We start from the raw sequence: 20,457 nt of genomic DNA, 5'->3' as shown, positions 1-20,457 counted from the left end.
TAGTCGCGACAAAGGTCTTTGACCGAATGACGATTTACGACAAGCACTTATTCAAAAACGACGAAGCACGTGTCGTGCCATGACTAGTGATGCCCGACGGTATCCGCAGCTGTCGCAATTCCATCATTTTTAGTCGCAATTGCGAGGAGTTGCGTTTGGACACCGGGACAATAATTATCCGCAGGTAATCGCCTCACACAGCAACCTGGCGCGCATTACCGCACCGGCACGGCAGCTGTTCGACTGCCGCCGCATCCATGCAGTCTCGTTTTCTGTTTGCAGCAATCGCCGGCAATCGTCATAAAATGCGATTGATATCAAAATGGAAACACATTCAAAGGGAGCAGTAGACATGTTTCAGAAATTCAACAGAATCACGATGTACTCATGGCTGGCGGCGCTGATGGCATGCGCCTTGCACCTGCCGGCGCTGGCCCAGACTAGCGACAGCGCCGGTGCTGCTGCGGCGCCGGCTGCGGCGCCCGCCGTCGCTCCGGCATCGCCGTTCACCGCCAACGTCACGATCGCATCGCAATATGTCTCGCGCGGTTTCCGCCAGACCTGGGGCAAGCCGGCGATACAGGGCGGCGTCGACTATGTCCATCCGAGCGGCCTGTTTGCCGGCACCTGGATGTCTAGCGTGAGCGATCATTTCATCGAAAACGGTTCGGTCGAGTGGGATTTGTATGGCGGCTACACCGGCAGCGCTGGCGACCTGACTTACACCGGGCAGATCTACTACTACGTCTACCCTGGCGCTGAAATATCGTTTGCCCACACCAAGTACAACTATGGCGAAGCGGTGGCCTCGCTCACCTATAAATGGTTCAACGTCAAGTACTGGCTGACCTACACGCCGGACTATTTCGGCTATAACAGCGCCACGCTGGGCATAGGCAACGGCCAGCACAGCCGCGGCTCCGGCTATCTCGACCTGAACGGCACTTTCGATCTCGGCAGCGGTTACAGCCTGCTGCTGCATTACGGTAACGAGCGGGTAAGGAATTTTTCCGCCTATAGCTTCCAGGACGGCAAAGTGGCGCTGAGTAAGTCCTTCGACGGCGGCTGGTCGGTAACCGGTGCGGTCACCAAGGGCTGGGGCAAGAACGGCGTCTACGATCGCTACACCACCGGCGTGCTGAATTCGGCCGGAGTGGCAGATGTCTCAAATCCGTTGGCCACTACGCTGGTGCTGTCCTTGACCAAGACTTTCTAAGCAAGGCCGCCTGACGGTTTTCCGGTCAGGCGGAATGCAGGCGGAAATCGAGCGCCGCCGGCCGGCCCGGCAAGCTCAGGGTGGCCTGCGCCGCCGGCGACTGGCTGATCACCTTGCCGCGCCGGATCACATAACGCCGGCCGGCGCGCAGCCTGATCGCCTCCACCGTACAGCCAGCGTCCAGCACCACCAGGTCGGCATTGCAGCCCGGGGTCAAGCCATAGCCGCCGAGGCCGAGTATGCGCGCCGGGGTTTCCGTCACCGCCATGAAGCAGGCGTGCATCGCCTCCTGCCCGGTCATCTGCGCCACATGCAAGCCCATGTGCGCCACCTCCAGCATGTCACCCGATCCCAGGCTGTACCAGGGATCCATCACGCAATCATGGCCAAAGGCGACGTCGATGCCAGCCTCCAGCATTTCCGGCACGCGGGTCATGCCGCGGCGTTTCGGGTAAGTGTCGTGGCGCCCCTGCAAGGTGATGTTGATGAGCGGATTGGCGATCGCCGCCACGCCCGCTTCGCGGATCAGCGGCAGCAGCTTGCTGACGTAATAATTATCCATCGAATGCATCGAGGTCAGGTGCGATCCCGCCACCAGGCCGTGCAGCCCCAGCCGCCGCGTATGAAAGGCCAGGGTTTCGATATGGCGCGACATGGGGTCGTCCGATTCGTCGCAATGCATGTCGACGCGCAGCCCTTTTTCGGCGGCGAACTCGCACAGCAGCTTGATCGACTCGGCGCCCTCGGCCATGGTGCGCTCGAAATGCGGAATGCCGCCGACCACGTCGACGCCCATGGCGATGGCCCGTTTCAGGTTGGCGAACGCATTCGGGCTGCGCAGCAAACCGTCCTGCGGAAACGCCACCAGCTGCAGATCGAGGTATGGCGCCACCCGGCGCTTGACATGCAGCAGCGCCTCCACCGCCAGCAGGCGGTCGTCGCAGATATCGACATGCGAACGGATCGCCAGCAAACCGCGCGCCACCGCCCAGTCGCAATACTGCATGGCGCGCGCCACCAGTGCTTCCTGCGTCAGCATCGGCTTCAGTTCACCCCACAGCGCGATCCCTTCCAGCAGCGTGCCGGAGCTGTTGACGCGCGGCAGGCCGTAACTGAGCGTGGCATCCATATGAAAATGGGCATCGACAAACGGCGGCGTCACCAGGTTGCCGCCGGCATCGATTTCCTGCGCGGCGTCGACCGCTAGCGCCACGCCCACTGCATTGATGCGGCCGCCGGCAATAGCGATATCGACCCCAGTCCTGCCGTTCGGCAGCGAGGCATTACGAATAAGCAGATCCATAAGCATCCTCTTTAATGAGATACACGACAGCCGGTACGTTGCCAGCGTGGCGTGAACCCATAGTAACGGCAAAGGAAACGCGCTGACAACCGCCGACTTGCACTCATTGCAAGGGAACTTATGCGCCGGTACGGCTTCTGATGCACAGCCATGCGCAATGCGCTAGCCGCATTGGAGCAACGGCTGGAACCGGGATGCCGAGATGCAACATCGTGCCATTTTCTCTATTCTTTATTTCATCATCTCGATTTGAATGGCAGAACATGGCGATCCGGCAATTCGTGGACTCCCATCATGCGTTTATTGAAAAACAAACCCCTGACCTATATTGTTTCTGCAGGGCTACTTTTACTGCTTGCATTCGGTCTCTACCGACATTTCTTTTCCGCTAGCAAAGAACCGCAATATCTCACCGCACCGGTCACCACCGGCGACATCCAGGACACTGTGTTGGCCAGCGGTTCGCTGGAAGCTTTGCAGCAGGTGAATGTTGGCGCCCAGGTATCCGGCCAGCTGAAATCGCTGAAGGTGATGCTGGGCCAGGAGGTGAAGAAGGGCCAGCTGGTGGCCGAGATCGATTCGCTGACGCAGCAAAATGCGCTGCAAAACGCGCAGGCGGGGCTGAACCAGGTGCGCGCCCAGCTACGTTCCAAACAGGCCAGCCTGGCGCAGGCGCGCCTGAATTTTGCGCGCCAGCAGCGCTTGCTGGCGGGCGACGCCGGTTCGCGCGAGAGCTATGAAAGCGCGCAAGCCACGCTGCAAACGACCCTGGCCGATATCGATGCGCTCAACGCGCAGATCGAACAGGCCAAGATCACCGTCAACACCGCCATGCTGAACCTGGGCTACACCAAGATCACCGCACCGATGGATGGCAAGGTGGTGTCTATCGTCACCAAGGAAGGGCAAACCGTCAACTCCGCCCAGCTGGCGCCGACCATCATCATCCTGGCCGAACTGAAAACCATGACCGTGAAAGCGCTGGTGTCGGAAGCCGACGTCATCCGCGTCAAGCCACAGCAGCTGGCCTTCTTCACCATCCTGGGCGATCCCGACCACCGCTACAACGGCACCCTGCGCAGCGTCGATCCGGCGCCGGATTCGATCAGCAGCGACGGCACAGACAAAAGCAAGACTAATGCGACCGCGGCGCCGGTGTACTACAACGCTCTGTTCGACGTCCCCAATCCCGACAGCAAGCTGCGCATTTCGATGACGGCGCAGGTCTCCATCGTCCTTAACGAAGCCAAGGGCGCATTGATGATTCCCTCGACCGCGCTGGGCGAACGCGGCAAGGACGGCCGCTATCAGGTCAAGGTGCTGCAGACCAAGGATGGCAAGCACACGGTAGCCACGCGCCAGGTGCGGATCGGCATCAACAATGTCCAGGCGCAGGTACTGGATGGCCTCAAGGCGGGAGAAAAAGTCGTCATCGGTGAAGCCGACGGCGCACCCGCGGCCGAACAAAGCGTCATGATCGCGGGCTGAGCATGGAATCAGCCCTGCTAGAACTGAGCGGACTGTACCGGCGCTTTCCATCCGGCGAAGAAACCGTCACCGTCCTTAACAATATCAACCTGAAGATCGCCGCCGGTGAAATGGTGGCGCTGGTCGGCCCTTCCGGCTCGGGCAAGTCGACGCTGATGAATATCCTCGGCTGTCTCGATCGGCCCAGCAGCGGCAGCTATCATGTCGCCGGCCAGGCTACCGGCGAGATGCAGCCGGATGCGCTGGCGCAGCTGCGGCGCGAGCATTTCGGCTTCATTTTCCAGCGCTATCATCTGCTGCCGGATCTGGACGCCGCCAGCAATGTCGAAATCCCGGCGATCTATGCCGGCAAGCCGGCGGCGGCGCGCAAGCAGCGCGCCCATGAATTGCTGGCGCGCCTGGGCCTGGCTAACCGTACCCACCACCGCCCCAGCCAGCTGTCCGGCGGCCAGCAGCAACGCGTCAGCATCGCCCGCTCGCTGATGAACGGCGGCCAGGTGATACTGGCCGACGAACCGACCGGCGCCCTCGACAGCCACAGCGGCCAGGAAGTCATCAAGATCCTGCAGGAACTGCATGCCGAAGGCCATACCGTGATCATCGTCACGCACGACATGCACGTGGCCGGGTATGCGCAACGCATCATCGAGATCAGCGATGGCGCAATCATCGCCGACCGTCCTAGCAAGAGCGGCGGCAGCATCCCGGCGCCGGCTGCCGCAGCAAACGCAAGCCGGCCGCAGATCGGCCTGCAGCAAGAGTCGTCCTGGCGCGCCACCGGCGCCAGCCTGGTCGAAGCCTGCCGCATGGCTTTGCTGGCCATGCGTTCGCACCGGCTGCGCAGTTTCCTCACCATGCTGGGGATTATCATCGGCATCGCCTCGGTGGTGTCGGTGGTGGCGCTGGGCGAAGGTTCGCGCCGCCAGATCCTGAAAGACATCAGCTTCCTCGGCACCAACAACATCACGATCTATCCCGGCAAGGACTGGGGCGACGAAAAGGCGTCCGCGCTGCGCACCCTGGTGTCGGCCGATGCCGATGTGCTGGCGCAGCAGCCGTATGCCGACAGCGCCACGCCCGGCGTCACCACGGCGGCCACGGTGCGCTACCGGAACATCTCGGTGAGCGCCTCGCTGCAAGGCGTCGGCGACCAGCATTTCCGCGTGTACGGGATACAGATGGCGGAAGGCAGGACCTTCACGCCGGACAGCATCCGCCATCAGTTGCAGGAAGTGGTGATCGATCACAATACGCGCCAGAAGCTGTTCGGCAGCGGCGGCGATCCTATCGGCCAGGTACTGATGCTGGGGAACATACCCAGCCGCGTCATCGGCGTCGCCAAGAAGGAAAGAAATTCCTTCGGCGGTGGCGGCAGCAGCCTGACCTTGTGGGTGCCCTATACCACCGCACAGAAGCGCATCATCGGCCAGTCTTCCCTGCAGTCGATCGCGGTGCGCATCAACGATGCCGCCTCTCCTGCCGCCGCCGAGCAAAGCATCGTCAAACTGCTCACCCAGCGCCATGGCAGCAAGGATTTCTACATCCTGAACAGCGACAGCATCCGCAAGACGATCGAATCGACCACCCGCACCATGACCCTGCTGGTGTCGATGATCGCCCTGATCTCGCTGGCGGTAGGCGGCATCGGCGTGATGAACATCATGCTGGTCTCGGTCACCGAACGGATCCAGGAAATCGGCGTGCGCATGGCGGTCGGCGCGCGGCAGGGCGACATCATGCGGCAGTTCCTGATCGAAGCGGTGCTGGTCTGCCTGCTGGGCGGTGTGCTCGGCATCGGCTTGGCGCTCGGCATCGGCGTGCTGTTCGCCAGCTTCGGCGGCAGTTTCCAGATGCACTATTCGCTCACTTCCATCGTGGTTGCCTGTACCTGTTCCACCCTGATCGGCATCATCTTCGGATTTCTACCCGCCCGCAACGCGGCCCGCCTGGATCCGGTCGAGGCCCTCGCACGAGAATGAAACCTATCCCCATGCGCTACTCCCACACCACCCTCGGCCTGTTAGCCGCCAGCTTGCTGGCCGGCTGCAGCGCCATGCATACGCCCTACCAGCCGCAAGCGCTCAGCACGCCAGCGGCCTGGCAAAACCAGCCGGTCCCGACAGCCGGCGACACCACCCTGCACGACCGCTGGTGGCGCAACTTCAACGATCCGCAGCTGGACCAATTGATCGAGCTGGCGCTGGCGCGCAACAATGACCTGGCGGCGGCCGCCATCCTGGTGCGGCGGGCGCAGCTGCAAGCCGGCCTGGCTAACACCAACCCAACCGTCTCGCTGAGCCTGAGCACCAGCAACAGCCGCAACCTGGGCGGTTCGTCCAATAATCCGCCAGGCCTTCCCGGAGCACCGGTCAGCAGCCGCAGCCAGTCGCTGAGCGCGAGCGTCGCCTATGAAGTGGACCTGTGGGGCAAGCTGGCCAGCCAGCGCGACGCTGCCCAATGGGAGGCGCTGGCGACGGCGGAAGACCGCGATAGCGCGGCCTTGTCGCTGATCGGCACCACTGCCGGCCTGTACTGGAAAATCGCCAACCTGCAGCAGCGCATTGCCCTCAGCGAACAAAGCATCGCCTATGTCGCCAGGATCCTGCAGCTGGTGCGCGTGCAATACGAAGCCGGCGCCGTGTCCTCGCTGGAAGTGCTGGAAGCCGAGCGCTCGCTGGCGTCGCAGCAGGCCAGCCATACGCAGCTGCTGCAAGACATGGTTGAAACCCGCAGCGCGCTGGCGATCCTGTTCAACGGTCCGCCGGAAACCGAGGGCAGCGAACATTATCGGCTGGCCACCGAGACCCTGCCGGCGGTCGACGCCGGCCTGCCTGCAGAGCTGCTGGCGCGGCGGCCGGATTTGCGCGCAGCAGAACTGCGGCTGCGCAAGACGCTGTCCAGCGCCGACGCCATACGCACCGGCTACTACCCGACCTTCAGCCTGACCGGCAGCCTCGGCAGCACCAGCACCAGTCTGCAAAACCTGCTGCAAAACCCGGTAGGCACGCTGGCCTCCAGCCTGATTTTTCCATTCCTGCAGTGGAACCAGATGCAGCTGACCATCGCCGTCTCGAAGATCGATTATGAAAAAGCCTCGGTCGACTTCCGCCAGACTTTCTACAAGGCTTTGCGCGACGTCGAAATCGCGCTGTCCGCACGCAGCCAGTTCCAGGCCCAGGGCCTCAAGCTGGAACAGTCGCTGGCGGCGGCCCGGCGCATCGAAAGCCTGTACCAGGAACGCTACCGCGCCGGTTCGGTGACGCTGAAGATCTGGCTCGATGGACAGGAAACCCTGCGCTCCGCCGAGATTGCCGTGGCGGACAACAATCTCAATCTGCTCAACAGCCAGGTCAAGCTATATCAAGCCCTGGGCGGCGACATGAAGGTGGCCGCCGCCAGCCCGGCCAGCGCGCAGCGGCCGCCGGCGCTCTGAAAAAGGAATGCAAGGCGGCATTGACAGGCGGCTCAATAGAAATTGTCACGGTGCGCGGCTTCACGCGGCGGCAGCGCGTCGATATAGCCGATATCGCGCAGAACGTGGTCGCTAAGATCGCGTGCTGTCGATAAATGGCGCGGCAACGGTCGTGCCGGCACCAGGCGCCCTTGCCACCAGCCGGCGACACGCCGCGCAGTCCGCCGCAATTCCGCGGACACGTTCCGCAGCAACGACACCCCCGCAAGCGGATGCATTTCTCTTCGTTGACAACAGGTCGCGCTACAGCTCATGACTGGCTCGCTGGTCGAATTGAATCTCTGCATCGCAAAGCCTAGGAAAACGCAACAAACAAGGCCACCAGCACCATGCAGGCGGCAAACAGATAGCCTTGCAAACGCATGGCGCGTGCCGTCCTGATACGGCTGAAAATCAGCTGACCGGCATAGATCCACGGAAAATGGCAAGCCACGCAGACCAGCATGAAAACGCTGGAAATCTGTAGCACCTGATCGAACAACGGCATGGCTGGATTCATGAACTGGGAAAACATCACCAGGATCATCGAATGGATTTTCAGGTTCAATGACACCGAGACAATGCCGTCGGCCACGGTCAGTGGCCTTGCTTGCTTGCCATCCGAAGGCTGCGCCGGCTGCAGGAAACCATAGGCCAGGTACAGGATGTAGGCGGTTCCCGCCCACTTCATGATTTCGCTCAGCAAAGGATGCTGCCGCACCAGTTCGCTTAGGCCAAGGCCGTAGACCAGACACCAGAACAGATTCGCTAATTCGAAGCCAAGCCAGAAGGGAAACGTGCCGCGCAAGCCGAACTTGGCGCCTGCGGCCGCCAGCACGGTATTGCCAGGACCGGGACTGATCACCACAGGCACTGCAAATCCCAACAGCAGCAGCCAGGTCTCGATTGCAATCATGTTCGCTCTCTCCGTTTATTTTGTGAGGCAGATTAGACCGCACTTACGCATCCCGGCAAAACGAAGTATTCTCATGGCTTCGATAAGAAAAATTGATTGAGCGATGCGCCGACTGCCTCCCCTCTCCTCCTTGAAAGCCTTCGAAGCAGCTGCCCGCCACCGCAATTTCACGCGTGCCGCAGCCGAGCTGTACGTCACCCAGGCGGCGATCAGCCATCAGGTGAAACAGCTGGAAGAATGGCTGGGATTGAAACTGTTCGAGCGGCGCGGCCATGCCTTGGCGCTGACGCTGGACGGCGCCAGCTACCTGCCGGAAGTGGCCGATGCCCTCGACCGACTGACCGCCGCCACCGAGCGCCTGACCAGCAACTCTGCTGCCGGTACCTTGCGTATCACGGTACTGCCCTCGTTTGCCGCAAAATGGCTGATGCCGCACCTGAGCCGCTTCCACGCCGCCCATCCGGAGATAGAACTGGACCTGGTCAGCATCGAAGAAAGCTGGGACTTTTCGAATCAGCAGTTCGATCTCGGCATCCGTCTCGGCAACGGCCGCTGGAACGGCTTGCAGGCGGACCTGATCGCTGAAGAATGGCTGACGCCGATGTACAGCCCGGCGCTGGCGCAGCGCGCGCCGCTGCAAACGCCGGCCGACCTGCGCCGCCATCCGCTGCTGCACGACACCCCGCGCGACAGCTGGCCGCGCTGGCTGGAACTGGTCGACGCGCCCGCCGTCGATGTGCGCAAAGGCGCCAGCTTTACCGACTCCAGCCTGGCGCTGCAAGCCGCCGCCGACGGACACGGCGTACTGCTCGGCCGCTTGTTCCTGGCAGCCGGCGATATCGCCGCGGGCCGCTTGCTCGCGCCCTTCCCGCAGCGCCTGAAAAACGACTATGCCTACTGGCTGGTCTATCCCAAGGCGTCGGCGCAGAATCCCAGGATCGCGGCATTCCGCTCCTGGCTGCTGGGCGAAGCGGAGCTTGCCGCGGTTGCCTTGATGAAAGCCTAGTCGCGCCTATTTCTGCAGCCATTGACTGACGCGCTGAGGATGCGCATCCAGCCATTGCCTGGCCGCGGCTTCCGGCTTGGCGCCGCTTTCTATCGCCAGCATGACGCTGTCGATCTCGCCCGGCTCCCATGAAAAATGCTTCAGCAAGTCGTTGACCGGCTTCGCCTTTGCCGCCAGTCCGGGATTGGCGATATTGTCGACATGCTCGGCTTCTCCATAGACCTTCTTCGGATCGTCAAGGAACTTGAGTTTCCACTTAGCGAACATCCAGTGCGGCACCCAGCCCGTCACCGCGATCGCCTTGTTGTTCCTGATCGAGCGTTCCAGTTCAGCAGCCATGCCGCTGCCCGAGCTCGGCAGCAGCTTGTAGTCCAGACCGTATTCCTTGATCGCCAGCTCAGTCTTGGTCATGACGCCGGCGCCGGCATCGATGCCGACGATGCGGCCGTCGAAAGCGGCTTTCTGCGCCGTCAGGTCTGCGATGCTGGCGGCATTGACATAGGCCGGCACGATCAGGCCTATCCTGGCGCCGGCGAAGTTGACGCCCAGGTTGACTACCTTGTCCTTCAGCTTTTCATAGTAGGCGCCTTGGGTAGCCGGCAGCCACGCCGACATGGTCGCATCCAGGTCGCCACGCGCCACCCCCTGCCACATCAGGCCGGCGGATACCGGAATCAGTTTGACTTCATAGCCCAGATCCTGGCGGATGATCTGGGCCGCGACATAGGTCGTCGCGACGCTGTCGGACCAGCCTTCCACATAACCGATTTTGATGACCGGCTTGGATTCAGCGATTGCCGCGCCGGAGCCTGCGAGGCATGTCAGCGTGAGGGCTAAATAGCATAGTTTTCGTAGTGGATTCATGGCTGGCTCTTTCGGCGTTCTTGCAATTAATTGGGGTCAGAGTCGAATTGATTTGATCCGACCTGCTGCGGCTTGTACTCCGGAACCCGCCGATTGAATTAATTGGGGTCGGAGTCGAATTCATTTACGTTGACTGGCTGCTGCTTGTACTCCGTGGGCCGTCAATTGGGGTCGGAGTAATTTACGACGATGAGGCTGTCGTAAAAAAACTCTGACCCCAATTGACGGCATTTCCTATGTTTTACTATTTATCTACTACCAGGTTGCTTAACGGTTTGCTGCAGCATAGGAGCACCATGCCTTGATCTATTTCGCGCTGGCGGATGCCGCCTTTGTGCTGCATGTCGACGCTGCCGGAAACCAGTTTGACCTTGCAGGTGCCGCACATGCCTTGGGCGCAGGAGGATGCCAGCCGCACTCCTGCGTTGCGGGCGGCTTCCAGCACATGCTGCTGAGGGCCGCAGACGATCAGGCGATTGCTCTTCTGGAAGTTGATTTCAAAGCCGGCCAGCACCAACGGTTCAGCGTTTGCCTGTGCAGAACCGTTGGCAGAGTTTTCCTGCTCAGCCTCCTGCTGCAAAACCTCGAAGGAAAAACTTTCTTCGTGATAGCGCGTGCGGTCGAAGCCTGCTTCATCCAGCATGCTGCGCACCGCCTTCATGTAGGGTGCGGGGCCGCAGACGAAGACTTCGCGTTCCATGAAATCGGGCGCCATCAGCTTCAGCGCCGCCAGCGACAGCATGCCGGTCGGTCCCGGCCAGTCACGGCGCTGGCCCGGCCGTTCGCAGATGAAACGGGTCTTGAAATTTTGCTGGCTGGCGGCGATCAGGCCCAGCTCGCGTTCGAAGATGATGTCGTCCGGCGTGCGCGCGCTGTGGATGAAAACGATGTCGCGGTCATCGCACAGGTCGTGATGGGTGCGCGCCATCGACATCAATGGCGTAATGCCCGAGCCGGCCGACAGGAACAGGTATTTTTCCGCCGGATGGAGCGCGCAGGTGAAATCGCCGGCCGGCCGCAGCACCTTGACCTTGTCGCCTGCTTTCAGGTTGTCGTGCAACCAATTGGACACCGGCCCTCCGGGCACCCGCTTGACTGTGATCGAGATGGTGTGCGGCCGCGCCGGCGAGGAGGAAATGGTGTAGCAGCGGTTGATGGCTTCGCCATCGATTTCCAGCTCCAGCGTGATGAACTGGCCGGGCTGGAAGACGAAGGCGCTGCCGTCGGGCGTGGCGAAGAAAAAACTCTTGACGTCATGCGTCTCCGCGCGCACCTGGCAGCACACCAAGGTATCCTCGCTATCGCTGCTCCACAGCGGCGGCAGGGCGTCCCAGAAATTCCGGCGATTCAGTTTATTTGTATCCATGACCGGTCCCGGCAAAATTTCGGCTTTCAATCCATTCTCCGCAGCACGCTCACTGCAGCAGCCTCAGGCCCGGCCAAACCGTGCTTCAGGCGGCCGATGTACCAGGTGCAGAATTTTTCCACCAGGCCTTCGGTAAACGGCGAATAAGGGCCGGGCTGGTAGGCGCTGCTGCGGGCGCCCTGCTGCGACAGCTCGACCAGGCGCTTGTCCTGGTCATTGGTCGCATTCCACACCGCAGTCAGGTTATCCAGTTGATAGTCGATGCCTTCGCGCGCATCCTTGTGCACCAGCCATTTAGTGCGCACCAGCGTCCGTTCCGCCGACAAGGGCAGGACCGAAAAGCTGACGATATGATCGCTCATGAAATGATGCCAGGAATTCGGCTGGGTCCAGAACGACAGGCCGCCCAGGTCGGCGCGCTCGAATTGCCCCAGCAGCCTGCCGCAAGCAACCTTGCCGTCCAGCGTCTGCGATTCGCCGGCGCGGTCCAAAGGCAAGCGCTGCGTGCGGAAGCCGCTTACCAGCTCGTCCAGCCGCTCGATCTCGGCCGACGGCAGGCCACCGCGCTCCCATTCGGCGCAGCGCTCTGCGGCCAGGCGGTTGAACTCGCCGATCTGCTCGGCGTTGCCGGGCGCGCTCTGATAGCCGAAACCGAACTCGAACAAGGACGCCGTCAATTCCGGATGGTTGGTCGCGCAGTGATAGCACTCGCGATTGTTTTCCATGGTCAGCTTCCAGTTGCCTTCTTCGATCAGATCAACTTGCTTGGCGATCTTGCAATCCTGCAGGCCGTGCGGCTGCAGATAGGGCGCCATGGCTTCTCGCATTACCGAAAAATCCTCGGGCGGCTGCTCCGCCAGGCAGATGAAGATCAGCCCTGCCAGGTTTTCCACATGCACCGACTTGAGGCTATGCTTGCAGCGGTCGAACTTCTCACCCATGTGCTCGGCATAGATCAGCTCGCCGCCCAGGTTGTAAGTCCATTGATGATAAGGACATACCAGATTGCCGACCGAACCCTTGTGCTCCGAGCACAGGCGCGCGCCGCGGTGGCGGCAGACGTTGTGATAGGCGCGCACCGCCATGTCGTCGTCGCGCACTACCACGATGGAATTGAGGCCGATCTCGACCGTCACGTAGTCGCCCGGCTCAGGAATATCCGGATCGACCGCGACATGGATCCAGTGCTTGCCGAAAATCTCCCGGATGTCCATCTCGAATACTTCCGGGCTCAGGTAAAACGGCGCATCCAGGCTATGGCCAGGCAGGCGTTCGGCGATCAGTGCTTGGATCTCTTTGGATACTTTCAATTTTTTCTCCATGTGGTGCATTTATGGAACCGCCGCAATTGCAAACGTATTTGCAAACGCATTTGCAAAATTAATAATCGACCAGATGGTGTTCGCGTAAATAGGCCAACACCGCCTGCGCCTTGTCGGCCGCGCTGCCCTCCTGCAATACCTTGCCGCCGCGGCTTTCAGCCACGGTGGCCGCCTGCATGCGCGCGTGGCCGGAGCGCTTCTCGGGCGCCGCCAGCTTGCGCGGCAAGGCTTTGGCAATTTCAATCTGCCACTCTTCGCCGACATCGCTCATCACCTCAGGAAAAACCTGGCTGGTGATGCCGCCGGCACGCAGCCTGGCATAGGCATAACGCAAGCGGGACGGCGCCAGCGGATGCACCGTCAGCAAAGCCGGCAGCGGCAAGGCTACTTCGCGCCGCCGTCCTTTCGGCAAGAACTGCTGGGCGACGATGGCATCGCTACCCGGCGTCACCGTAATCACCCCGGCCAGCAAAGGCAGGTTCAGTCGCGCGGCCAGCTGATAAGGCAGCATGCCACTGGCTTCGCCGCTCTCGGCGCGGCTGCCGCACAGCACCAGGTCGTAGGCTTGCAGCTGCTCCTGCAAGGCCGGCAATACATCCTGCGCCGCAGCCGTTTCGATCACGCTGATCCTGGTCGCGCCCAACGCCAGATACTCGGGCAACGCCGGATTGTCGGCCTGACCGGCGTGGATCACATCGATGCTGACATCGGACGCATGCTGCGCCAGTTCCTTCGCCAGCCCGAGCGCGGCGGCGTCGTTGCGGCTGTAGCGCGGCACGCCGCTGACAGGGTGCCGGCCTATCGATACCAGTACGGCAATCCGCTTGATAGCCTGCTGCCTCATGGTGCAGCCTCCACCGCGCGGGCTTGCCTGACCTGCTCCAGCAAGGCTGACATCAGTTCCTGCGCATCGCCGATGACGCTGAGATCAGCCCGCTTGATCATAGGGGCGCTGGCATCCAGGTTGACCGCAATCACGTGGCGGCAATCCTTGATGCCCTGCAGATGCTGGACCGCGCCTGAAATGCCGAAGGCCAGGTAGGCGCTGGCGCTGACCGTCTTGCCGGTGGCGCCGATCTGCTGGTCGCGCTCGAATTTGCCGTCGTCGACCGCGACCCGGCTGGCGCCCACCGCCGCGTCCAGCACCTGCGCCAGCGAATTGAACAAGGCAACGTCGCCCACGCCATTGCCCGCGGAAACGATGAAATCGGCTTCATCCAGCGCCACTTGCGACGCCGCCATGGCTTTGACGCCGAGGTCGGCAAAGGCGCCGGCCGCAGCGGCATTCGCGGCAGCACCAAGCGTGACTGCAATTTGCTCTGCCCGCTGCCCGCGTCCGAGGAAGGGCAAGCGCGCATCCACCGCATCGGCTTCCAGCAAGATGATCTGAGTCAGATCGCGGCGTGCCATCAGGCTGCCCTGCTGGCGATAGGTCGCCAGGCCGGCTGGCCTGATCTCAACCACATGGGTGGCGATGCTGGCTGCGTTGATGGCCGCAGCGAGGCGCCGTCCCAGGTCACTGTCGGCGACGCCGTTATCCGGCATGAACACATGCGCCGGCAGCAATTCGTCCAGCAGGGCGGTCAGGGCCGCCAGCTCCGCTTCCGGCGCAAACAGATGACCGCCGTACTGTGGCAGGACGATGCAGCGGTCGGCGCCGAGCGCGGCGGCATCGTCGTTCAATGCACCGAACACCAGCAGCACCACTTCCGTGGCGCCGTCCGCCAGCAGAGCGGCGGCAGCCACGGCCTGCCGTGCATGCTCGTCGAGACTGCCGCGGTCGCTGTGCGCGACTACCAGCAGGCATTCGGTCAGCTGAGCGTCGGCAGCCAGGCGCTGCGGCTTGATCGAATGGTGTACCTGCGCATGCGGCAACACATGCAGCTCAAGGCCCGCATTGCCAGCCTGCCCCAGCACAATGCGTTTCAATCCATCGGCATTGAGCGTGAACGGGCGGCGCGGGTCTATCCGTTGGATGCCACCCGCTGTTGCCATTGTCGTTGCCATCTCCATCTTCAATTCTCCAATGCAGCGGCAAGCAGTTCAGCGATATCGCGCACCTCTGGACGCGGTCCCACAACGCCCTCCAGCATCGCGGTGCAGTTCGGACAAGCCACCACCACGGTGTCGGCACGTACTGCGCGGGCATCGTGGATGCGGATGTCGGGAATGCGCTGCTTGCCGGGGATATCGGTCAGCGGCGCGCCGCCGCCACCGCCACAGCAACGACCGCGCATGCCGTGGCGTTCCATCTCGTGCAGCGGCAAGCCCAGCTGCTTGAGCAGTTCGCGCGGCGCTTCGGTTTCACCGTTATAGCGGCCCAGGTAGCAGGGATCGTGATAGGTAAAGCGCTGATCGCTGTCGGCGGTGGCGCGCGGCTTGAGCTTGCCGTCGCTGACCAGCGCCGCCATGAAAGCACTGTGATGAAACACCTGGTAATGACCGCCCAGCGCCGGATATTCGTTGCGCAGGCAGTGCATGACGTGCGGATCGGCGGTGACAATCCGCTTGAAAGTGAATGACGACAGCTGCGCAATCATCTGCTGCGCCAGGTTCTGGAAGGTCGCTTCATCGCCGAGGCGGCGCGCGACATCGCCGCAGTCGCTTTCGAGGGAGCCAAGCACGGCGAAATCGACATTTGCTGCATGCAGTACCTTGACCAGCGCCCGCAGGGTGCGCTGGTAACGCATGTCGAAACCGCCCTCGCCCACCAGCAGCAGCACGTCGACCGCCTGACCGGCGCTGATCTGGCGGACATTCAGGTCTAGCGCCCAGTTGTAACGCACGCCAAGGTCAAAACCGCCGGCGCTGCCGGTTTCGCGCAAATTGGCCAGCACTTCCGGCCCTTTGCCTGGCACCGCGCCGAACTGCAAGGTCTGGTGGCGGCGCAGGTCGACGATGGCGTCGACATGCTCAATCAGCATCGGACACTCCTGCACGCAGGCACGGCAGGTGGTGCATGACCACAGGGTATCGCTGGAAATCAGACCCGGTACGATCGCATCCTGCGGCCGGCCCTGATGAGCGCCGAGAGGAATCCCCGGATAAGGACTGCCGGCGAAACCGGCGTCGCTGCCGCCGGCCATGCCGGTCACCATGTCTTGAATCAGCTTCTTCGGATTCAGAGGCTGGCCAGCGGCAAACGCCGGACAGGCGGCCTCACACTTGCCGCACTGGACGCAGGCATCGAAGCTCAGCAACTGGTTCCAGCGAAATTCGACCGGCTTACCGACACCCAGCTCGCCCTGCTCCAGCTGCAAGGGCTTGAGCGCGGTAGTCGGAGTGCCGCCGGCGGCTTTATTGAAACGTTCCGGACGTGGATGAAAGGCTAGGTGCAGCAGGCCGGCCAGCGCATGTTTCATCGGCCCACCGCGGGTAGCGCCGACAGTCAGGGTCCAGGCGCCAAGGCCCAGTAAGACAACGGTCGCCAGCGCGCTCGCACCGGAGACGAACTGCAGCGGAATCAAGCCCAGCGCCAGCAGGCCCAGCGCAAACGCCGCCAGCATCCACGGCAGCCGCATCCAGGCGCCGCGCGACAGCCGCGCCGGCGGCGTGCGGCGGCGATGCCAGACGAACAGAACGCCCACCAGCATCAGCAGCGCGAACAAGCCGATTGCGGTATTCAGGGCCGAGGCATACAGCATCAAGCCATAATTGACCGCTACCAGCGCCATGGCGGCAATCGCACCGCCGGCGGTAGCCACGTGGGTGCGGGCGATATAGGGATCGCGCGCCACCACATGGTGCAGGTCAACGAAATAGCGCTTGGGGATGGCCAGCAAGCCCAGCCAAGCTACCGGCGCCGCGCGGCCGGCACGCCACAGAGCAGCCCGCCGCGCCATGCCAGCCGTCAGCCCCGCCACCGAAAGCCAGAACAAGACCGTGATGAACAGATTAAGAGAAGAAGCCGCTGCGCTCATGGTCAGAAGTCTTTGCACAGGCGCAGCGAATCGTAGATCGCGGCGTGGATGTTATGCATGGAGATGCAATCGCCGACCCGGAACAGCAGGAAGCGGCCGTCGCCCAACGTTTCCGACAAGGCCGGCTGCGGCTCGGCGGCGAACAGCTTGTTGACGTCGATCTGGCCGTGGTTCAGCGATTGCGGCTTGAGCGACCAGTACAGCTGATCGTTGGGCAGGATGCCGTTTTCAATCACCACCTGATCGACCACCCGCTCTTCCTGCACCTCGGTGTATTCGTTGCGCAGTACCGCCACTTTCTTGTCGCCTTCGGCATAGACCCGGTCCAGCCAGTAATTTGGCGTCGGGATCACGCCCTGGGCATACAGGCGGCGATAGAAAATCGGAAACGTGGTGCCGCCGGTATCGTCGGCGATCTTGACGTCGGGCGTGACGATTTCCACCAGGCTGCCGCGGCTGGCCAGGAAATCGGCGACGCCGAAACCGGCATGGGTGCTGATGCCGTCGTACACCAGTACGTTCTTGCCCGGCACCACGCGTCCCTGCAAGATATCCCAGGAACTGACCGACAAGCCATCGGCGATGCACCAGTCCGCAACCTGGCTGGTGTAGTTGCTGCCGCCGGTGGCCAGCACCACGATATCCGGCTGTTCAGCCATGATCATGGCTTCGTCGGCATTGACGCCCAGCCGGCGGTCGACCCCGAGGCGCTTGGTTTCCATGTCAAACCAGCGCACGATGCCGGCCATCTGCTCGCGCTGCGGCGCCTTGGCAGCCAGGTTGATCTGGCCGCCGACCGCTTCGCTGCGCTCAAACAGCACCACCTCATGACCGCGCTCGCGTGCCACCCGCGCCGCTTCCAGTCCCGCAGGACCAGCGCCGACCACCACTACCTTACGCTTAGGCCCGCGGCTCCTGGCGATCTGGTGCGGCATGCTCTGCTCGCGCGAGGTGGCGGCATTCTGCACGCACAGCACGTCCAGACCGTTGTACTGGCGGTCGATACAATAGTTGGCGCCGACGCATTGCTTGATTTCGTCTTCACGGCCGTCGCGGATCTTGATCACCATGTGCGGATCGGCGATCTGCGCTCGCGTCATGCCGACCAGGTCGACCATTCCGGTCGACAGTATGCGTTCCGCCTGGCCGGCGTCGCGTATGCTTTGCGCGTGCATCACCGGCACGCTGGACACAGCCTTGATGCCGGCCGCCAGATGCACAAACGGTTCCGGCGGCAAGGCCATGGGCGGCATGCAGTTGGCCAGCGTGTTGTGGGTATCGGCGCCGGAGCCGACCACGCTCAGGAAGTCGATCAGGCCGCTGGCCGACATCGCCTGCGCAATCTGCTTGGCGGTTTCGTGATCGATACCGTCTTCATGGAACTCATCGCCGCACATGCGCAGGCCGACGCAGAACTCCTTACCGACTGCTTCTCTTACCGCCGTCAAGACCTCGATGCCGAAGCGCATGCGGTTTTCCAGGCTGCCGCCGTATTCGTCGCTGCGCTGGTTGACGCGCGGGCTCCAGAACTGGTCGATCAGCTGCTGGTGGGCGGCGGAAATCTCGATACCGTCCATGCCGGCCTGCTTGACTCTTTTGGCGGCGGCGGCAAAATCGGCGACGATGCGGCGGATCTCTTCGATCTCGATGATCTTGGCATTGCCGCGATGGACCGGCTCCCTTATCCCCGAAGGACTGACCAGGTGCGGCCAGTTCTCGCCGTGCCAGGCGGTGCGGCGTCCCATATGGGTGGCCTGGATCATGATCTTGGCGCCATGCCGGTGCATCGCTTCCGCCAGACGCGCCAGCGGCTCGATGACCTTGTCGGTAGTCAGGTTGACCGATTTCCACCAGCCTTGCGGGCTGTCGATGGAGACCGTGCTAGAACCGCCGCAGATCGCCAGGCCGAGGCCGCCCTTGGCTTTTTCCTCGTAGTAGCGGATATAGCGTTCGCCCGGCAAGCCGCCTGCTTCCGCATAGACTTCGGCATGTGCGGTGCTGACCACGCGGTTGCGCAGGGTTACCTGGTTCAGGGTCAGTGGCGAAAACAAAGTCGGATAACGCATGGTCTGTATCTATCCCTAAGCGGCGGCTGCCGTGACTGTGAACACGCAATGGTCATGGCCTTCGCCGCCGCACTGGGTTTCACTGCATACCGAGCGGCGCGGATTGCCGGTGGTGTCGGATACCCAGTCCATGGCGCCGGCGAACCAGCCGGCGAACATGTAGCACAGCTTGCCCCGCGCTTCCGGCTGCTGCAGCACGAAGGATGAATTCACCAGTTTGATGCTGGCGCTGGCATTGGCGGCGTCGACCTCGGTAAAGGAGAACAAGCCCCAGCCGCGTTGCGACAGCCGTTTCAAATAATGTTTGTAGACGTCGAGGCCGGACATGCCGTGCTGACGGGCTTCCTTTTCGCACCAGTAGTAGGCTGATTTGTGGCCGGCGTCATACAGGATCTGCGCATATTTTTCGCGCCCGAGCGCGGCTTCCACCGCAGTATGGTTATTGGTGAAAAAGTGGCGCGGAACATACAGCATCGGCAGCTTGTCGGTGGTCCAGACACCGGTCTCGGCGTCGACTTCAATCGGCAATTGGGGTTGCATCACTACTCCTCAGTATTTGTATCGCGCTCAGGCTGTCCAGACTTCGCCGAACACCCGCAGCCAGTTCTCGCCCAGCACCTTGCGTATGCGGCCTTCCTTCCAGCCGGCGCGTTCCATAGCCGTGGTCAGGTTGGGGAAATCGCCGATGGTGCGGAAGCCTTCCGGATTGATCACCGTGCCGAAATCGGTGAGGCGGCGATGGCGTCCCTTGTCGTGCGTCAGCCACTCGAAGAAGGGCTTGCCGTAGCCCTGCGTGAAATCGGTGCCGATGCCAACGCAGTCGTCACCGACCAGGTTGATGATGTAATCGAAGGCTTCCACGTAGTCATCGACATTGGCGCCGCTGCCGCGCTTGAGGAAGGGCGGGAACATGGTGACGCCGATGAAGCCGCCATGGTCGGCGATGAACTTCAGCTGCTCGTCGCTCTTGTTGCGCGGATGCTGTTTCAGGCCGGACGGCAGGCAGTGCGAATAGCAGACCGGCTTGTTCGAGGCCAGGATCGCTTCGGTGGAAGTAATGCCGCCGACATGCGACAGATCGACCATGATGCCGACCCGATTCATCTCGGCGATCACTTCGCGGCCGAAACCGGACAGGCCACCGTCGCGCTCGTAGCAGCCGGTGCCGATCAGGTTCTGCGTGTTGTAGCAAAGCTGCACCACCCGCACACCCAGCTCGGCGAACACTTCGATATAGCCGAGATTGTCTTCAAACGCATGGGCGTTCTGGAAGCCGAGGATGACGCCGGTGCGCCCTTCCTGCTTGGCGCGCTTGATGTCGTCGACGCCGCGCACCAGGGTCAGCAGGTCGGCGTTGTCGCGGATCAGGTTCTTCATGTCGACCACATTGCCGACCGTTCCCTGGAAATTCTCCCACACCGAGATGGTGCAGTTGACGGCGCTCAGGCCGCCCTTCTTCATGTCTTCGAATACCGGCCGCTCCCACTTGGAGATGTTCAAGCCGTCGATGACCAGGCTTTGCTGATGCAGGTTGCTCAT

General features: G+C 62.2%; 17 protein-coding genes. 5 read left to right on the top strand and 12 right to left on the bottom strand.

Annotation, left to right across the window (positions count from 1 at the left end):
- Positions 1–352 precede the first annotated feature (352 nt).
- Positions 353–1,216, top strand: coding sequence for a TorF family putative porin (locus tag BCF11_RS18395; protein ID WP_199110923.1), 864 nt, complete (start codon positions 353–355; stop codon positions 1,214–1,216).
- 25 nt (positions 1,217–1,241) lie between these two features.
- On the opposite strand, the gene BCF11_RS18390 is transcribed toward BCF11_RS18395, so the two are convergent.
- The gene (locus tag BCF11_RS18390) at positions 1,242–2,519 is read right to left on the bottom strand and encodes an amidohydrolase family protein (RefSeq protein WP_098496026.1); all 1,278 of its coding nucleotides are present in this window, start codon (positions 2,517–2,519) and stop codon (positions 1,242–1,244) included.
- Between the two features lie 294 nt (positions 2,520–2,813).
- On the opposite strand from BCF11_RS18390, the gene macA reads away from it, so the two are divergent.
- From macA to BCF11_RS18375, 3 genes are read left to right on the top strand one after another with little or no spacing between them, the layout of a single operon-like run.
- On the top strand, positions 2,814–4,007 hold the full coding sequence (macA, locus tag BCF11_RS18385; protein ID WP_098496025.1) for a macrolide transporter subunit MacA: 1,194 nt from the start codon (positions 2,814–2,816) through the stop codon (positions 4,005–4,007).
- Between the two features lie 2 nt (positions 4,008–4,009).
- Positions 4,010–5,986, top strand: a complete 1,977-nt coding sequence (locus BCF11_RS18380; protein WP_098496024.1) for a MacB family efflux pump subunit — start codon at positions 4,010–4,012, stop codon at positions 5,984–5,986.
- Positions 5,983–7,440: an efflux transporter outer membrane subunit gene (locus BCF11_RS18375; protein WP_098496023.1), complete on the top strand. Its 1,458-nt coding sequence runs from the start codon at positions 5,983–5,985 to the stop codon at positions 7,438–7,440. Before BCF11_RS18380 ends, BCF11_RS18375 begins: the two co-directional genes overlap by 4 nt.
- Before the next feature lie 32 nt (positions 7,441–7,472).
- Here BCF11_RS18375 and BCF11_RS18370 read toward each other — a convergent pair whose 3' ends face one another.
- Both BCF11_RS18370 and BCF11_RS18365 read right to left on the bottom strand, forming a co-directional pair.
- Positions 7,473–7,661, bottom strand: a complete 189-nt coding sequence (locus tag BCF11_RS18370) for a hypothetical protein (protein ID WP_143751371.1) — start codon at positions 7,659–7,661, stop codon at positions 7,473–7,475.
- Positions 7,662–7,774: 113 nt separating this feature from the next.
- Positions 7,775–8,374 (bottom strand): LysE family translocator, encoded by a 600-nt coding sequence (locus BCF11_RS18365; protein ID WP_098496021.1) that lies wholly within the window; start codon positions 8,372–8,374, stop codon positions 7,775–7,777.
- Between the two features lie 103 nt (positions 8,375–8,477).
- Between BCF11_RS18365 and BCF11_RS18360 the strand changes: the two genes are divergently transcribed.
- Positions 8,478–9,380: a transcriptional regulator GcvA gene (locus BCF11_RS18360; protein WP_098496020.1), complete on the top strand. Its 903-nt coding sequence runs from the start codon at positions 8,478–8,480 to the stop codon at positions 9,378–9,380.
- 6 nt (positions 9,381–9,386) lie between these two features.
- Here the strand turns inward: BCF11_RS18360 and BCF11_RS18355 are convergent, their stop codons facing one another.
- The 9 genes from BCF11_RS18355 to BCF11_RS18315 all read right to left on the bottom strand — a co-directional run bounded on the left by BCF11_RS18355 (position 9,387) and on the right by BCF11_RS18315 (position 20,457).
- On the bottom strand, positions 9,387–10,244 hold the full coding sequence (locus BCF11_RS18355) for a glycine betaine ABC transporter substrate-binding protein (RefSeq protein ID WP_098496019.1): 858 nt from the start codon (positions 10,242–10,244) through the stop codon (positions 9,387–9,389).
- 244 nt (positions 10,245–10,488) lie between these two features.
- Positions 10,489–11,610 carry a hybrid-cluster NAD(P)-dependent oxidoreductase gene (locus BCF11_RS18350; protein ID WP_098497570.1) on the bottom strand — a complete coding sequence of 374 codons (1,122 nt, stop codon included), beginning with the start codon at positions 11,608–11,610 and terminating at the stop codon, positions 10,489–10,491.
- A gap of 26 nt (positions 11,611–11,636) precedes the next feature.
- Positions 11,637–12,941 (bottom strand): SRPBCC family protein, encoded by a 1,305-nt coding sequence (locus tag BCF11_RS18345; protein ID WP_199110920.1) that lies wholly within the window; start codon positions 12,939–12,941, stop codon positions 11,637–11,639.
- Positions 12,942–12,990: 49 nt separating this feature from the next.
- A complete protein-coding gene (locus tag BCF11_RS18340) occupies positions 12,991–13,776 on the bottom strand; it encodes a drug:proton antiporter (RefSeq protein WP_098496018.1) in 786 nt (261 codons plus the stop codon).
- Positions 13,773–14,927 (bottom strand): electron transfer flavoprotein subunit alpha/FixB family protein, encoded by a 1,155-nt coding sequence (locus BCF11_RS18335; protein WP_098497568.1) that lies wholly within the window; start codon positions 14,925–14,927, stop codon positions 13,773–13,775. The genes BCF11_RS18340 and BCF11_RS18335 overlap by 4 nt, the downstream gene beginning before the upstream one ends.
- 20 nt (positions 14,928–14,947) lie before the next feature.
- Entirely contained in the window at positions 14,948–16,852 is a 1,905-nt protein-coding gene (locus BCF11_RS18330; protein ID WP_098496017.1) for a (Fe-S)-binding protein, read from the bottom strand.
- A 2-nt stretch (positions 16,853–16,854) separates the two neighbouring features.
- The gene (locus tag BCF11_RS18325; protein WP_098496016.1) at positions 16,855–18,918 is read right to left on the bottom strand and encodes an NADH:flavin oxidoreductase; all 2,064 of its coding nucleotides are present in this window, start codon (positions 18,916–18,918) and stop codon (positions 16,855–16,857) included.
- A 15-nt stretch (positions 18,919–18,933) separates the two neighbouring features.
- Complete coding sequence (locus BCF11_RS18320; protein ID WP_098496015.1) at positions 18,934–19,458, bottom strand: DUF5943 domain-containing protein; 525 nt, start codon at positions 19,456–19,458, stop codon at positions 18,934–18,936.
- A 27-nt stretch (positions 19,459–19,485) separates the two neighbouring features.
- Positions 19,486–20,457 carry a dipeptidase gene (locus BCF11_RS18315; RefSeq protein WP_098496014.1) on the bottom strand — a complete coding sequence of 324 codons (972 nt, stop codon included), beginning with the start codon at positions 20,455–20,457 and terminating at the stop codon, positions 19,486–19,488.

The organism is Collimonas sp. PA-H2, assembly GCF_002564105.1.
Lineage (GTDB): Bacteria > Pseudomonadota > Gammaproteobacteria > Burkholderiales > Burkholderiaceae_D > Collimonas.
This window is presented reverse-complemented; position numbering and strand designations above follow the sequence as displayed.

What these genes read in the sequence shown, in the direction of transcription:
- BCF11_RS18395 (WP_199110923.1), top strand. Translation starts at nt 353, where the DNA reads ATGTTTCAGAAATTCAACAGAATCACGATGTACTCATGGCTGGCGGCG.
- BCF11_RS18390 (WP_098496026.1), bottom strand. Translation starts at nt 2,519, where the DNA reads ATGGATCTGCTTATTCGTAATGCCTCGCTGCCGAACGGCAGGACTGGG.
- macA (WP_098496025.1), top strand. Translation starts at nt 2,814, where the DNA reads ATGCGTTTATTGAAAAACAAACCCCTGACCTATATTGTTTCTGCAGGG.
- BCF11_RS18380 (WP_098496024.1), top strand. Translation starts at nt 4,010, where the DNA reads ATGGAATCAGCCCTGCTAGAACTGAGCGGACTGTACCGGCGCTTTCCA.
- BCF11_RS18375 (WP_098496023.1), top strand. Translation starts at nt 5,983, where the DNA reads ATGAAACCTATCCCCATGCGCTACTCCCACACCACCCTCGGCCTGTTA.
- BCF11_RS18365 (WP_098496021.1), bottom strand. Translation starts at nt 8,374, where the DNA reads ATGATTGCAATCGAGACCTGGCTGCTGCTGTTGGGATTTGCAGTGCCT.
- BCF11_RS18360 (WP_098496020.1), top strand. Translation starts at nt 8,478, where the DNA reads ATGCGCCGACTGCCTCCCCTCTCCTCCTTGAAAGCCTTCGAAGCAGCT.
- BCF11_RS18355 (WP_098496019.1), bottom strand. Translation starts at nt 10,244, where the DNA reads ATGAATCCACTACGAAAACTATGCTATTTAGCCCTCACGCTGACATGC.
- BCF11_RS18350 (WP_098497570.1), bottom strand. Translation starts at nt 11,610, where the DNA reads ATGGATACAAATAAACTGAATCGCCGGAATTTCTGGGACGCCCTGCCG.
- BCF11_RS18345 (WP_199110920.1), bottom strand. Translation starts at nt 12,941, where the DNA reads ATGCACCACATGGAGAAAAAATTGAAAGTATCCAAAGAGATCCAAGCA.
- BCF11_RS18340 (WP_098496018.1), bottom strand. Translation starts at nt 13,776, where the DNA reads ATGAGGCAGCAGGCTATCAAGCGGATTGCCGTACTGGTATCGATAGGC.
- BCF11_RS18335 (WP_098497568.1), bottom strand. Translation starts at nt 14,927, where the DNA reads ATGGCAACAGCGGGTGGCATCCAACGGATAGACCCGCGCCGCCCGTTC.
- BCF11_RS18330 (WP_098496017.1), bottom strand. Translation starts at nt 16,852, where the DNA reads ATGAGCGCAGCGGCTTCTTCTCTTAATCTGTTCATCACGGTCTTGTTC.
- BCF11_RS18325 (WP_098496016.1), bottom strand. Translation starts at nt 18,918, where the DNA reads ATGCGTTATCCGACTTTGTTTTCGCCACTGACCCTGAACCAGGTAACC.
- BCF11_RS18320 (WP_098496015.1), bottom strand. Translation starts at nt 19,458, where the DNA reads ATGCAACCCCAATTGCCGATTGAAGTCGACGCCGAGACCGGTGTCTGG.
- BCF11_RS18315 (WP_098496014.1), bottom strand. Translation starts at nt 20,457, where the DNA reads ATGAGCAACCTGCATCAGCAAAGCCTGGTCATCGACGGCTTGAACATC.